This window comes from Flavobacterium cupriresistens, from assembly GCF_020911925.1.
Classification (GTDB): Bacteria; Bacteroidota; Bacteroidia; order Flavobacteriales; family Flavobacteriaceae; genus Flavobacterium; species Flavobacterium cupriresistens.
In genome coordinates this window covers 4,473,866-4,488,263 of the sequence record NZ_CP087134.1, presented here as the reverse complement: position 1 = coordinate 4,488,263, position 14,398 = coordinate 4,473,866, and the positions used below count along the sequence as shown (strand labels likewise).

12 protein-coding genes are annotated in these 14,398 nt (G+C 35.0%); 2 read left to right on the top strand and 10 right to left on the bottom strand.

From position 1 onward, the window contains the following. Positions 1-52: 52 nt before the first annotated feature. The 6 genes from LNP23_RS18315 to LNP23_RS18290 form a co-directional block, all read right to left on the bottom strand. Entirely contained in the window at positions 53-1,471 is a 1,419-nt protein-coding gene (locus LNP23_RS18315; RefSeq protein WP_230002329.1) for a TolC family protein, read from the bottom strand. A 132-nt stretch (positions 1,472-1,603) separates the two neighbouring features. Next, on the bottom strand, positions 1,604-4,768 hold the full coding sequence (locus LNP23_RS18310) for an efflux RND transporter permease subunit (RefSeq protein ID WP_230002328.1): 3,165 nt from the start codon (positions 4,766-4,768) through the stop codon (positions 1,604-1,606). 11 nt (positions 4,769-4,779) lie between these two features. Then, positions 4,780-6,000 carry an efflux RND transporter periplasmic adaptor subunit gene (locus LNP23_RS18305; RefSeq protein ID WP_047777190.1) on the bottom strand — a complete coding sequence of 407 codons (1,221 nt, stop codon included), beginning with the start codon at positions 5,998-6,000 and terminating at the stop codon, positions 4,780-4,782. A gap of 241 nt (positions 6,001-6,241) precedes the next feature. Next, complete coding sequence (locus LNP23_RS18300) at positions 6,242-6,835, bottom strand: TetR/AcrR family transcriptional regulator (RefSeq protein ID WP_047777193.1); 594 nt, start codon at positions 6,833-6,835, stop codon at positions 6,242-6,244. Positions 6,836-7,381: 546 nt separating this feature from the next. Continuing rightward, positions 7,382-7,609: a hypothetical protein gene (locus tag LNP23_RS18295; protein WP_230002327.1), complete on the bottom strand. Its 228-nt coding sequence runs from the start codon at positions 7,607-7,609 to the stop codon at positions 7,382-7,384. A gap of 326 nt (positions 7,610-7,935) precedes the next feature. Further along, the gene (locus LNP23_RS18290) at positions 7,936-8,865 is read right to left on the bottom strand and encodes a ketopantoate reductase family protein (protein WP_230002326.1); all 930 of its coding nucleotides are present in this window, start codon (positions 8,863-8,865) and stop codon (positions 7,936-7,938) included. 97 nt (positions 8,866-8,962) lie between these two features. On the opposite strand from LNP23_RS18290, the gene LNP23_RS18285 reads away from it, so the two are divergent. Continuing rightward, entirely contained in the window at positions 8,963-9,814 is an 852-nt protein-coding gene (locus tag LNP23_RS18285; protein ID WP_230002325.1) for an AraC family transcriptional regulator, read from the top strand. Positions 9,815-10,073: 259 nt separating this feature from the next. After that, the gene (locus tag LNP23_RS18280; RefSeq protein WP_230002324.1) at positions 10,074-10,292 is read left to right on the top strand and encodes a hypothetical protein; all 219 of its coding nucleotides are present in this window, start codon (positions 10,074-10,076) and stop codon (positions 10,290-10,292) included. A gap of 737 nt (positions 10,293-11,029) precedes the next feature. Here LNP23_RS18280 and LNP23_RS18275 read toward each other — a convergent pair. The 4 genes from LNP23_RS18275 to LNP23_RS18260 form a co-directional block, all read right to left on the bottom strand. Beyond that, positions 11,030-12,175: a putative phage abortive infection protein gene (locus tag LNP23_RS18275; RefSeq protein ID WP_230002323.1), complete on the bottom strand. Its 1,146-nt coding sequence runs from the start codon at positions 12,173-12,175 to the stop codon at positions 11,030-11,032. Between the two features lie 161 nt (positions 12,176-12,336). Next, a complete protein-coding gene (locus LNP23_RS18270) occupies positions 12,337-12,681 on the bottom strand; it encodes a cupin domain-containing protein (protein ID WP_230002322.1) in 345 nt (114 codons plus the stop codon). Positions 12,682-12,693: 12 nt separating this feature from the next. Next, positions 12,694-13,122 carry a DoxX family membrane protein gene (locus tag LNP23_RS18265; protein ID WP_230002321.1) on the bottom strand — a complete coding sequence of 143 codons (429 nt, stop codon included), beginning with the start codon at positions 13,120-13,122 and terminating at the stop codon, positions 12,694-12,696. Positions 13,123-13,378: 256 nt separating this feature from the next. After that, positions 13,379-14,179, bottom strand: coding sequence for a helix-turn-helix domain-containing protein (locus LNP23_RS18260; protein ID WP_230002320.1), 801 nt, complete (start codon positions 14,177-14,179; stop codon positions 13,379-13,381). Between the last annotated feature and the right edge of the window lie 219 nt (positions 14,180-14,398).

Genomic DNA, 14,398 nt, shown 5'->3' with positions numbered 1-14,398 from the left:
GCAAAACCGAAGTCTCACAGCGTCACTCAAATAAATAATTAAAAAACGGGTATTATCTCCAACCTCCGCCCAATGCGCGATATAACTCGGTATTAGCAGATAATTGTTCTCTTTTTAGGTTTGCCAGTTCTAATTCGCTTTGCAATAAGTTGGATTGAGCGGTTAAAACTTCCAGATATTCTGCCATTCCATTTTTAAATAACAAATTCGAATTTTTGATAGCCTGTAACAAGGTCTTTACGCGTTCCTGAAGAAACGTTTCCTGTTGTTGCAGTTTTTCTATTTTTACCATAGCATCAGCCACTTCGCTTACCGCTACCAGAACGGTTTGTCTGAAATTCAGAACTGCTTTTTCTCTTTGAACTTTGGCAATATTATATTCTGTTTTTACTTTTTTATTGTTCAGTAAAGGTTGTGTCAAACCACCAAGAGCCGTTCCGAATAAAGAAGCCGGAATGTTAAACCAACTGCTGGTTTCGAACGAATTTAATCCGCCCTGAGCCGTAATTCTTAAGGCAGGATATAAATCTGCTTTTGTGATTCCGACATTTGCATTTGCGACTTTTAAGGCCAATTCGGCACTTTTTACATCCGGTCTTCTGCTTACTAATGAAGAAGGAACTCCAATAGCGGCATTATTCTTAACTTCAATGGAAGTCAAAAGAAGATTTCTTTTTTTCGCATTTGGAAATGAACCTGTCAAAACACTCAAAGCATTTTCCTGAATGGCAATGTTTTGTTCTAATAAAGGAACCAATTGTGCCGCACTTAGTTTTTGTGCTTCCGATTGTTGAATGGCTAATGAAGTAACTTGTCCAGCATCGTATTTTAGTTTGATGATTTTGGTGGTACTGTCATTTAGTTTCACATTTTGTTTGGCGATTTCCAATTGGGCATCCAGCATCAAAAGATTGTAATATCCTTTTGAAACATTGGCTACAATAGTGGTCTGCAATGCTTTTTTTACTTCTTCAGATTGCAGATAACTCGCAAAAGCACCTTTTTTCTGGTTTTTGATCTTTCCCCAAATATCAGCCTCCCAAGCCAGCGAAACTCCTACCGAATAATCTTCAACATGTTGTTTTCCTAATGCTTGATTCAAATTCATCCCGTTGAAACTGTTTTCAGAAGGACGATTGATGCTTGCATTTGCAAAAGCATTGACCTGAGGAACATTATTCCATTTAGATTGTGTAAATCTGTATTGTGCGATTTCAATGTTTTTGGCAGCGATTTGTAAATCATTATTTCGGGTTACAGCACTGTCAATTAATTGAATGATATCTTGTTCGGTAAAGAAATTTTTCCACTCCAAATCGGCAATACTTGTCGTATCTTTTGAAACCGATGCATTCCTGAAATTCTCAGGAAAGGCATCTTTTGGAGTTTCAATATCCTTCGAAACTTTACAGGATATTATAGTGGTGATCAGAATAGCGACCACCACGATTTTGGTTATATACTTTTTCATTTTTACTTTATAGTAATTAAATTTCAGGACATTTATCTTCTCTGGTGTCAAGATCTTTGGACACTTTATAGGAGAGATAAGCAACGAAGACGATAACCGTCATTAGAATTGTCGTTATATAGTTTTCCATTTTTATTTTTCGTCGTTATGAATTACAGCTACGGGTTTTCCCGAAACTTTTTCTTGTAAATGTTGGAATACGATGAATAAAACCGGGATGATAAGTAACCCGAGAATTACTCCCGAAATCATTCCACCTGCGGCACCAATACTAATCGAATGATTCCCTTGTGCCGATGGTCCTGTGGCACTCATCATTGGAATTAATCCTACTACGAAAGCCAGTGACGTCATGATAATCGGACGCAAACGTAATTTTGCAGCATCTATCGAGGCTTTGATCAATGCCTGACCTGATTTTCTTTTTTGTACCGCAAACTCTACAATAAGAATGGCATTTTTGGCGAGTAATCCAATAAGCATTACTAAAGCCACCTGTACATAAATATTGTTTTCAATTCCGGTTAAACCAATGGCTACGAATACTCCAAATATACCTGCAGGGATCGATAAGATTACGGCCAAAGGCAAAATGTAACTTTCATATTGTGCAGCAAGTAAGAAATAGATGAATATCAAACACAATAAGAAAATAGTTGCCGATTGTCCTCCGGAAGAAATTTCTTCACGGGTTTGTCCCGAAAATTCATAACTGTAACCTGCAGGTAATTGTTGCGCTGCAACTTCTTCAATCGCTTTAATCGCGTCTCCCGAACTAAATCCCGGTTTTGGAATCGCATTGATCGAAATGGAATTAAACAAATTATATCTCGAAGCGGTTTCTGAACCATAAATACGGCTTAGTTTTACCAGGGTATTTATCGGAACCATTTCGCCATTTTTGTTTTTCACAAATACTCGGTCAATAGCTGACGGGTCTGCTCTGTCGTCAATATCTGCCTGAACTACCACTCGGTAATATTTACCAAATCGGTTAAAGTCAGAGGCCTGTGCACTACCAAAATAGGCTTGCATGGTTTGCAGAATGTCTTTGACTTTTACACCCAACTGATCGGCTTTTTCATCATTAATATCCAATTGTAATTGTGGATAATCGGCTTTGAAACTGGTAAAGGCCACAGCAATCTCGGGACGTTTCATTAATTCTCCAATGAATGTTTGGGAGATTCCACTAAACTTGTCCAATTTACCTCCCGTTTTATCCTGTAATACTAAATCTAATGCTTCAACATTACTAAACCCCGGTACAGTTGGAAAACTGAATACGAAGAAACTTCCTCCTGAAATCGAACCTAGTTTGCCACGAACCTCATTCATGACTTCATCGATATTTTTGATTTTGCCACGTTCTTCATTTGGTTTAAGCAATACAAAAATAACGGCAGAAGACGGACTTGTAGAGTTGGTCAATAAGTTGAAACCTGAAATAGCAGTTACAAAACGGAAAGGATCCATACCTCTCAGCGTATTTTCGGCCTGAGTCATTACTTTTTGAGTTCCGTCTAAAGAAGTTCCCGAAGGCGTATTAACCGCAATAGCAATAAATCCTTGATCTTCTGTTGGAATAAATCCTGATGGCGTCGTTTTTACCATTACAATCGTTGCGAATGTAATTAGAACCAAACCTCCTAAGCTAACCCATTTGTTGCGAATTAAGAATTTTAATCCACCAACATAACGGTTGGTCAAAGCGTTGAAACTGTTATTAAATCCGGCAAAGAATTTTTCTTTAAAACCTTGTTTCACATAAGGAGTTTCACCATCATGTGCACCATGATTATCTTTTAGGAATAAAGCAGCAAGAGCAGGACTTAAAGTCAAAGCGTTTACGGCCGAAATTACAATTGCAATAGCCATAGTGAAAGCAAACTGACGATAGAAAACACCCGTTGAACCTTCCATAAAACCAACCGGCAGGAATACAGCAGCCATTACCAGCGTAATCGAGATAATAGCACCCGTAATTTCGTGCATGGCTTCATGAGTCGCTACTTTTGGAGACAGTTGTTTGTGTTCCATTTTGGCATGCACGGCTTCGACTACCACAATCGCATCATCGACGACAATACCAATGGCTAAGATTAAAGCAAAAAGCGTCAAAAGGTTAATCGAGAATCCGAACAACTGCATGAAGAAGAACGTTCCTAAGATGGCCACGGGAACAGCAATGGCCGGAATTAAAGTCGATCTAAAATCCTGAAGGAAAATAAATACCACAATAAATACTAATATAAAAGCTTCAATTAAAGTATGTTCCACCTGTGCAATAGACTGATCCAGAGATACTTTTGTACTGTAGAAAATATTGTGTTTTATTCCTGTTGGGAAATCTTTAGAAGCTTTAACCATCAATTCGTTAATCGCCACCTGAATATCGTTGGAGTTTGAGCCGGCCAACTGAATGATACCAATTACAACTCCTTTTTTACCGTTTAAACGGGTCAAACTGTTGTACGAATACGCACCAAGTTCAACTCTAGCTACATCTTTCAAGCGAAGGACTGAACCGTCAGCATTAGAACGAATAGCAATATTTTGATAATCTTCCGGTTTGGTTAATTTTCCTTTGTATTTAATTACATATTCGAAAACTTCTTTACTTCTCTCTCCAAATTTACCCGGAGCAGCTTCCAAACTTTTGTCTTGAATGGCTGCCATAACTTCATTTGGCGTCACATTATAAGTTGACATTTGCGTTGGATTTAACCAAACACGCATCGAGTAATCTTTTACACCACCAAAAATACTTGCAGAACCTACACCCGGAATACGTTTGATTTCGGGAATAATGTTGATTTGTGCATAATTGGCAACAAAGGTCTGATCGTATTTAGATTCATCATCGGTGTACATACCGATTGCCATGATAAAACTGTTCTGTTGTTTTGCTGTGATTACACCTTGCTGAACAACTTCTGCAGGCAACTGACTTGTCGCCTGAGCCACTCTGTTCTGAACGTTAACCGCTGCCTGATCGGCATCTGTACCCAGTTTAAAGAACACGGTAATAGCCAAAGTACCATCATTACTGGCAGTTGAGCTCATATAAGTCATATTCTCAACACCATTTATAGATTCTTCCAGAGAAGGAGCAACAGAACGCAGAACCGTTTCTGCATTCGCTCCCGGATAAACTGCCGTTACCAAAACCGATGGGGGTGCAATATCAGGAAACTGTTGTAAAGGCAATTTTGTAAGTCCGAGCACTCCCAAAATCACCAACAGTATGGAGATGACGGTTGCCAGTACGGGTCTTTGTATAAATATTTTGAACATTTTCGTAAAAATTATTTTTTGTTAATTATTTGGGCAACTTTTGTTGTATTTGATTTCTCAGGTTGAATGGCTTGACCTTCCTGTAGTTTGTCAATACCACTCAATACAATTTGGTCACCGGATTTTACACCGTCTTTGATTAGGTAATTGGTACCACTTTTACCGATAACAGTAATGGGCATTTTGGTTACTTTGTTTTCTTTGTTCACAGTAAAAACAAAAACTTTATCCTGCATTTCGATTGTCGCTGATTGAGGAACCAGAATAGCATCGTCATGTTGAAGACCTAAACGAATTCTTCCTGTATTTCCCGAACGTAAAGTTCCATTGGCATTTGGAAAAGTGGCTCTTAACGTAATGGCACCTGTAGTTTTATCAAACTGACCGTCAACCATATCAATTTTTCCCGATTGTGGATAAGCGTTGTTGTCTGCTAATATTAAAGAAACCGGAGGCAATTTTTTAATTTTGTCTCCAATGCTGTTTCCTGCATATTGTGCTTTAAAGTTGATGAAATCAGTTTCCCCCAAAGAGAAGTAAACAAAAACTTCATGCACATCTGAAAGTGTTGTCAAAGCCTCTACATCGGTTGCCGAAACTAAACTTCCTTGTTTTTTAGGTAATCTTCCGATATAACCACTTACGGGAGCAGTAACGTTGGTGTAGCCTAAATTAATTTTGGCAGATTCAACCATTGCTTTTGCTTGTTCGATATTGGCTGAAGCAATTTTTTGAGAAGCTTTAGCGGTTTTTAACTGATAATCAGAAACCACTTTGTTTTGTACCAAAGGAGTTAATTTATCTACTTCTAACTGCGCATTGATTAAAGCTGCTTCAGCAGCGTGAAGATTTGCCAAAGCATTGTTTAATTGCTCGCGAAACGGACGTTCGTTTATTTTGAATAAAGATTGCCCTTTAGAAACATAAGCGCCTTCGTCTACTAAAACGCGGTCTAAATTCCCACTAACCTGTGGGCGGATTTCAACATCAACAGTTCCTTGTATAGAAGCTGGATATTCAGCATCTGTGGTAGTGTTTTCGCTTGTTATGGCCAAAACCGGTAATAGTGGTGCCGGTGCAGCAGCTGGTCCTTGTGATTTATCTGCACAACTGGTTAATACTAGTGCCAGGATAAAACTGGTTATAATTACATTTTTCATTTTAATATTGGTTTTAATTTGTTGGACATTCTCGTTTTTAAAATATTTATTTATAGTTGTATTTGAGTTCATTTTTAATAGTATTAAATTTTCTAACGTTGTTAAGTGAATTGGCACAAAATTCCATATACTTATGCCTTCCAAATCTATTTCATAATTGGTATTAAATTATTTATCACTGTTAAGTGAAATAGTAAAAAAGGGTTCTATATTACTTTATTAAATTATTTATCAGTGTTAAGTGAAATAGAAAAAAAAGTCTAAATTACTCTATTAAATCATTTATCACTGTTAAGTAATGATTAAATTTTTTTTATTGTATTGATTTTATGATACCACCAATCGCGTCTTTCAGAATCTGATTGTTGATTGTTTCCATTACGTCACTTTTAGTTATGATATTGATCGCAATCAAACCGTGAATGACAGAAAAGAAAGTATAATATTTTTGTGTAATAACTTCCTGAGTTGGGTTACTGTTTTTCATAACCTTAGCAATTACATCAGTAAATAATCGATAAGGTGTTTTAGCAGCATCACATTGCTCCGAGCAACAGTTCATTTGTACGCCAAACATCACCTGATACATTTCGGTATCGGTAAAAGCAAAATCCCAATACGCCATCCACATGGCTTCTAATTGGTCTTCCGGTTTTTCAAATTGTGCTTTAGCTACTTCCAGTTCTTTTCCCAACTTTATAAAACCTTTACCCGTTAGTTCGCGTAAAATGGCATCTTTGTTGGAGAAATATTCATAGATAATCGGAGCAGTGTATTCAATCTTGTCGGCAATCTTTCGCATACTAAGACCTTGCCATCCTTCATCTTTAACGATGTCATAAGCAGCTTCAAGAATGTTACTTCTTGTTTCTTCTTTTTGTCTTAAAATTCGATCTTTACTTGCCATTTTGATTGAGTATTAAATTACTTAACACTGTTAGGCAAATGTATGGCGATTTTTTAAAAGAAAATAATTTTCTGCGATTGTTTTTTCTTATAGTTGTATAAAGGGTTTAATAAAGCCTGATTTTATGTGCCTTCATGTCAATTTAATGAAGGAGAAGTCAGATAAAAATTTGCGTTTAGTTTGTCATCCTGAGGAACGAAGGATCTTCGTTTGCTGAATCGATTGCGCTGAACTTTACTTTACGGAATTACTTGTGTAGATCCTTCGTTCCTCAGGATGACAAACTGTACGTGAGCTTCTTGTGTGATTTGCGTCTATTCGTTTTCGTTGAAGTCTCCTTTGTCGAAAGAATGTGATTGGAAAAGCATAATTTGTAAGTCCTTTTCTAGATATAATTTGTGTATTTAACCGCAAGGCTCGCAAAGGACTACGCTAAGATCGCAACGCTTTGCGAACTTTGCGAAAAAACCTTGCGAGCCTTGCGGTTAAACTTAGGTAACGTTCTTATTTTATAGGATGTTTATCAGGATTTTGTGAAGTATGATCCTATAATTCATACTTATCTTTTAAATCGGTATAAATTGATTCAGCGTCTTTGTATTCTTTTCTGTCTGAATTTATTTGACTGTCTAAAATTTGTTGTTGCTCGGTAGATAATTTGAAGGGTTTATCATTGGCAATTTCGAATTTTATCTTTAACGCTTTCATAATAGCCTTAACTGCTTCAATTTGTGAAGCATCCTCTGTGTAAGCTTTGATGTTTATTACTTGCATGATTTTAGATTAAGATATTCGTAAAAACAAAGTTAAGCTAAAAGTCTAGTTTGGGGATAAATAGACAGGATATTTTAACAATTTTGTTAGTTTCAGGGTTGAAATGAGATTTGTGTATTTAACCGTAAGGCTCGCAAAGATTTTTTCTTGCACGCAGATTTAGCAGATTTAGCAGATTGCGCAGATTTTTTTATATGAGGTAAATAGATCAGCCTAATCTGCTAAATCTGCGTGCAAAAAATTTGGTACTAAATTAAAATGGAGTCGTATTGCTATAAAATTATGCGCAAACCTTGTGGTTAATTCACATAAAGGGCATGAGCAAATTACGCCCCGTATAAACTCTTTATCTTATCATTGACAGCACTATAAAAAGGAGTCATAATACCATTTTTAAAACATTCATCAATAACATAGTCAACCAAAAAGGATTTCTCTGTTTTGTTATTATTCTCAAAATCAAGCTGCAATGATGATTTGGATTGATAAGGGAACTTGTCTAATAAATTTTTAGCCGTTTCAATATCTTCATGAGTAAGAACGATATTGTTTTTGCCGGCAAGGGATTGAATCTCGATCATCATATTTTCGAGGATATGCATTAATTCTTTGTTTTCCAGTAGTGCTCCGAAAGACACTTTATAAGCTGAAGTAATAGCAGCAACCGGAGCCACGAAAAGATACTTTTTCCACAAAATCTCTTTTATGGTATCAACCTGTGTGATATCCAGATTGCCGTTTAACAGTATATCGGTTATCCATTTAGAGTTTTCGCTGCCCCCGATGAAAATTTTACCTGGGCCTCCAATATGTTGTATGTGTCCCGGTTTTTTTACATTGGATGCCACATAAATGCAACCTTCAATAATTGGCTTTGAATCAGGTAAGATGCTACCAATTATCTCGGCAGCGTTGACTACATTTTGTAAAGTAATTATTTGAGTATCGGCAGTAATACAGTCTTTGTAAGTCGATAACATTTCGTTTATAGAATACGATTTGCAGCTCAGAAGTATCACGTCTAATGTTCCTATTTCGCTTGGATTGTCGGATGCCAAGTAGGGATGCACCGTTTCTGTTTTATCTTTTGACTCGAAGATCAGACCCTTGTTTTGAATGTTGTTTTTGGTTTCTCCTCTGCAAATAAAAATAATCTGCACATTGGTATTTTGGTATTTTTTCGCCAGCGGAGCACCTATAAAACCGCCAATACCACCAATTCCTAAAATTCCAATTTTTATTGTAGCTGAGTTCATTTTGTTTTTGTTTTAATTTATAGAATAACAAAGTAAACAGATTCAAAGAAATTTACAGATGTAATAATATAGGTTATATTTGTAAAAATTAAGGATTATGAATAACACTTTTTTTATATACAATGATTTTGAAATCTATTCGGTAGAGGAACTGACTTGGAAGAAAGAAATGCACCGACATAATTTTTTCGAAATACTGTTTATTGAATATGGGGAAGGGATTCACATTTTAAATTCGAATAAACATTCGTATAAAAAAGACGATATTTATTTGCTGACGCCAAAGGATTATCATTCTTTTAAAACGGCAAAACCAACAAAGTTTCATTGTCTGCGATTTCTTCCGGGTTTTTTCTCCGATAAAAGTGAAAGTGAAGACATCGAACAATTATTCTTTTTGCACAATCAGACCAATGGAAACTTAATCTTTCTGGACGATGACAAGGTTTTTTGTGAATCGATTATCTTAAAAATTCTCGATGAGGTTGCACACCAGAAAAATCAAAACGAAAGTGTTATAAAGTGTTTGATGATGACCCTGATCCAGTTAATTAAACGAAATGCGGTCAACAATTACGATACGCTCGATTATAAAGTTACGGAGATCTTAAAAATTGATACGATTTTAAATTATATTCGTGTTCATATTGCGAATCCGCATTTGCTCAAAAAGAAGGAAATGGCGAATCACTTTAATGTTTCTTTAAACTACATTGGAGAATATTTTAAAAAGCATTTGAATATCAGTTTAAGAGATTATATCGAACAGACGAAACTGAATGTTATTACAGAAAAATTGAAAAAGAGCAATTTGACTTTTTCCGAAATCAGTAACGATTTGGGGTTTATAGACAGCAGTCATTTTAATAAGTTTATCATGAAAAGCACAGGGAAATCGCCTTCTGATTTTAAAAGAACGTTGAGTACGGATGGTGTTGGAGTTGTTTAATTGATTTGCTGAAATTATAGATTTGAACTATTTGTAGTTAATGTGACTTTAGAATTATGTAAGTGTAGGTTTCTAATATATTATTGTAAACCCTTAAATGAGAGCATTTTCTTATTTTTACAGTTCTTAAATCTTCACATTAAGAACAAAATTAAATTTGCCCTTGTGCTATGTAGTAAAGCTCCGAAAGGACTTTGACGCCGTGAAGAAGCGTAAGACTGCTAACGTATGAGGGCTATTATTCTTAAATCTTCACATTATGAGTACCAACACACTTTCAAAAAAAGCTGAAACAAGGCTAATCGATTTTTTTAACAATACCATAGACCGAAAAGACATGGCTAAGGTATTAAGACAGGTAAATTATATACTTGCTTTAGGAGTTATAAAGGAAGAAGGGGCAACCGATTTAGAAGATAATTTTTATTGGTTGAATGAATTGGCCGAAGTTTTAAATCCTTATTTGGATAAGGAGTAGATTTTGTCTGATTTGTAAAATTATTAAACCTCGATCTTGAAAAGATGGAGGTTTTTTTATTCTTTGTAATCATTACATTATCATTACAAAAATTTTCTCACTTGGGAATGACTATGGTAAATAAGTTACTGTAATGCCATCCCGTATATCCATATTTTAAACTTGCTATGAATATACCCAGTGATAAGTTGAAAATAATACTTGCAATAGTCATAAAACTGAACAGTTTATTTTTAATTAAAATTAATACTGAGCCAATAGTAATTAAGAAGGCGTAGATGTTAATATAGTGTGCAGTTTGCGGACCTGTAATTATAGAGCCAAGGAAGCTGAATAGCATTATACAGGACGATATGATAGAAAGTAAAAATATATTTTGATATTCTTTTTTATAAGTCATTTTGTACTGCGGTATACGTTATCATTTTTTTTTTAGTTGTTTGCTGGTGCGAGCCTCCCGTTCGTGCTATACGTCATCAAATTTAAGTTATTTTTGCTTTTTTCTAGTACTTAATACATGAGCGAGTTCACGAGCGGGACGCTCGCGCCCAATGTCATTAAGTTAAGGATTGCTTTAAAAAAAGTCTCACGCAGATTCTGCAGATTTTAGCAGGATGCAATAAAAAAAATCCGCAAAATCTGCAGAATCTGCGTGAAATTTTTTCTTAACTTAATGACATTGCGCTCGCGCCAGCGAAGAATTGTTGCTTAATTACAATAGTTTTATTGAAAAATAACTAATCATTATCCCAATCTTCAAACTCAAATAAGGGATCACGGTCTTTCCCTTCCTCTTTTCTAAAATCGCCTTTTAAATCAAAAATTTCAGTAAGCTTAAAATCTTGAATAAGAATATCTTGATAGACATTATGAATCATCCTATAATCAGTAAAAAATCTATTTTGTTTTGAATTGTCTTTTTTATCTTTTTCGGATTGTTCCCATTTAAAACCAAAACCGGATTTCCAGTTGTAGAACAACATTACTTGTTCCGGATTAGATAATTGTGCTCTTAAGATTCTTAAATATTTTCTTTTTTCTTCGTAAGAAATAAAACTCTCTTGCTGACTGGCAACGAATTTTACTATTTGAAAAAGATGCCTATACAAGTGTGCTAAATAAGTGGCATGTCCTTCGATTTTCTCTGTGTTAAATTTAATATTTGCTTTTGCGATTTCATTGTAAAACAGTTGTTCTACTGTTGGGTTTTTGGGAGGTCTTCTATTGGAAGGTCTGTAGAAATTATTCGTTCCGCCATTATTTATTCCGAAAAAATATAAGTGATAGGCCTTTTTTAACCAATACTCATTATTTTCTTTTTTGAAGATAGTTTTTGCAGCATTATAATATAGTTCTATTTCCTTAACATGGTATTCGAAAGCTTTTCTCCCGTTAATATCAACTAGTGCTGTTTGACTGTTTCTGAAAGATTGGTAAAGAACTTTTTTTTCGGAAATAGAAACCTCATTTACGTTGTCTTTATGTAATCGCAACATTTCATAAAATTGGCTTTCAAATTGTTGAATTTTAAATTGTTCTTGTACTTGATGATTGGCTTGATATTGAGCATAAAAAGCAAGAGAGGCAGCTATTATTCCAATAAAAGCAATAAGGGGGTTTAAAATTCCACCAATTAAGTCGCCGTAAGGGCCTACTTTAGAATAATCTATTGTCGTAGTAAGAGGTTCAGTTAATAAGTCATTTGTAAAATCTAATGTAATTGCTAAGAAAAAGGAACAAATACTCAATAACAGTAAAGATATAATTATCGTTTTGCTTTTTTTCTGCGTTTGATTTTTCTTTGAGTTATGAAATAGGAAGAATACAGAAAAGAACAATGCAATGGCTGCAATTAGAGAACATAAACTAGCGAAAAATGTCATTTAAAATCTTTTATTTGGGATTATTTCAGTTTGTTAAATGTAAAAATTATTTTATCAATTTGGTTACGAGAAACCGTAAAGTAAGATTTTTTTGTAATTAACTTTTTTGTAAACAGAAAAGCCCCCAGAAAGTTTGTCTTTTTGAGGGCTTAAAAAGGTTCTTATTTCAATATCACAACCTCCTCCGGAACCTTAAACAACAAAGTACAGCCTGTTTTAGTAAATACAGAATGTGTACTTCCCGGTGGCATATACAAATAATCACCTGTTTTTAATTCGTCTTTTCCGGAACGGATTTCACCTTCGAGAACAAAGATTTCTTCTCCCGCAGGATGAACGTGATTGGGGTAGGAGGAACCGGATTCGAATTTTAATAGAAAGGCTGTAGGTCTGTTGGCAATTGGGTCAAAACATAGAATCTTTGCCGAAATTCCTGCTGTATTCACACCTTCTTCGATTAAAGGTTTCCAATTGAGTTCGCTGGTTCTTGTGATTTGTTTTTCCATTTTTATTGTTTTTTAGTTTGTTTTATTGTTTAAAATTTCATCTAAACTCCATCGGTATTGTTCTACGGTTGACAATAGAAGAGCGGCCATAGAGAATACAAATACGGAGTAATCCAATGGGTCTTTAATTCCAAAAGAGTAGGTCATTGCGAGTGCAAATAAGAAAGTTAGAATTGAGGCTCCGGTTGCGGCTAATCTTGTTTTGTAGCCAAGTAATAATAGAACTGCCAAAAGTGCTTCGACTGTTGTTGCGGTAACGGCGATTGTTGGAATAATGCTTTTCGGCGCAAAAGAATTTACTTCTTCGGCGTAAGCTAAAAACTTTCCCCAGCCGGACGAATATTTTCCTAATAATCCCAACCGACTTAAAACGGCAGAAGAAAATCCTGCTGCCAATGCCATTCGTAATAGGAAAATGGCATGATCTTGATATTTTTTCATAATGATTTGGTTTGTAACTAAACATTTTTTTAACACATAGAGACATAGTTTTGCTATACCAATAGCAGGCGTTTCACTAGTTTAAAGAAACATAGCTATTGAAACTTTTATATGTCTTTGAAAATAAAAAATCTATGTCTCTATGTGTTAAAAAAAACTTCCAGATAAAGCGAAATAATTTAGTTGTGATTCTGATACAAAGATGTAACAGTCTTGTATTGTAAAGAATAGAGAATTCCCGAAAAAGCATGTACTATTAGTTTAGTACCTTTTCTTTATAAGATTTAGGAGAAATATTGGTGTGTTTCTTGAAGAAATTAGAGAAATAAAAAGGGTCATTAAATCCCAAAGCGTAAGCAACTTCTTTGACCGACAACTTCTCATAATTAAAAAGTCGTTTAGCCTCAGAAATGATTAATCCGAAAATGACATTTTGTGCCGTTTTATTGGTGTGAAGTTTGGAGAGTTCGTTTAGTTTAGATTCTGTTGTCCCGATTAAAGTAGCGATTTCGGTAACTGAAAGATTCTTGTCGAAGTTTTTTAGAACGGTTTCTAAAAAGTGAAGAAACAAAGCATCGGGTTTATAGATTTCGTCACCACGATTGATTTTGGTACGGTTGATTTCGATTAGAATTAATTCAATCCGACTATGAACCGAAATAAGGTATTGATAGGGAGTTTCGATTAATTCTTTTCTGATTTCTTCTAATTCTTTGATGATTACGGGACTGTTGTCAACGCAGATCATTTCATTCATTGCAAAATGGCAAAACAAACCATTGTGGAAAATCAATTCCATATCGGTGTCGTCTTTGCAAAAGAAATTATAGGTGAATTCTAAAATATATCCTTTTGCATTTTGACTGTTTTTGAAATAATGAATTTGCCCCGAAGTAATGGTCAGAACGGAGTTTTCGCTTAGGATAAATTCCTTTTCGTCTACAGAAATTGTTGCTGATCCAGTAGTACAAAAGATCAAAACGTATTTTAAGACACGTCTTGGCTGCGCTAATTCAACTGCCTGATCGAATGTTTTTAAGGTAATCATTTCCTGCATGAGAAGTGAATTGAGTTCTTTGAATCAAAAGTAGGAAATTTTAGGTTTTATGGAGGAGTTTTTTTTGTTTCAGGTTTTAAAGTTTCAAGTTTCAGGTTTCAAGTCTAAAGTTTCAAGTTTAAAGTTTCAAGTTTAAAGTTTCAGGATGGAAATGAGACATGCTTTGAGTGTTTAATCGCACACAAAGTTTAACTACAGCATTAGAAATCCTTTTTAATT

Coding starts and splice junctions, on each gene's coding strand:
- LNP23_RS18315 (WP_230002329.1), bottom strand. CDS start 1,471: ATGAAAAAGTATATAACCAAAATCGTGGTGGTCGCTATTCTGATCACC.
- LNP23_RS18310 (WP_230002328.1), bottom strand. CDS start 4,768: ATGTTCAAAATATTTATACAAAGACCCGTACTGGCAACCGTCATCTCC.
- LNP23_RS18305 (WP_047777190.1), bottom strand. CDS start 6,000: ATGAACTCAAATACAACTATAAATAAATATTTTAAAAACGAGAATGTC.
- LNP23_RS18300 (WP_047777193.1), bottom strand. CDS start 6,835: ATGGCAAGTAAAGATCGAATTTTAAGACAAAAAGAAGAAACAAGAAGT.
- LNP23_RS18295 (WP_230002327.1), bottom strand. CDS start 7,609: ATGCAAGTAATAAACATCAAAGCTTACACAGAGGATGCTTCACAAATT.
- LNP23_RS18290 (WP_230002326.1), bottom strand. CDS start 8,865: ATGAACTCAGCTACAATAAAAATTGGAATTTTAGGAATTGGTGGTATT.
- LNP23_RS18285 (WP_230002325.1), top strand. CDS start 8,963: ATGAATAACACTTTTTTTATATACAATGATTTTGAAATCTATTCGGTA.
- LNP23_RS18280 (WP_230002324.1), top strand. CDS start 10,074: ATGAGTACCAACACACTTTCAAAAAAAGCTGAAACAAGGCTAATCGAT.
- LNP23_RS18275 (WP_230002323.1), bottom strand. CDS start 12,175: ATGACATTTTTCGCTAGTTTATGTTCTCTAATTGCAGCCATTGCATTG.
- LNP23_RS18270 (WP_230002322.1), bottom strand. CDS start 12,681: ATGGAAAAACAAATCACAAGAACCAGCGAACTCAATTGGAAACCTTTA.
- LNP23_RS18265 (WP_230002321.1), bottom strand. CDS start 13,122: ATGAAAAAATATCAAGATCATGCCATTTTCCTATTACGAATGGCATTG.
- LNP23_RS18260 (WP_230002320.1), bottom strand. CDS start 14,179: ATGCAGGAAATGATTACCTTAAAAACATTCGATCAGGCAGTTGAATTA.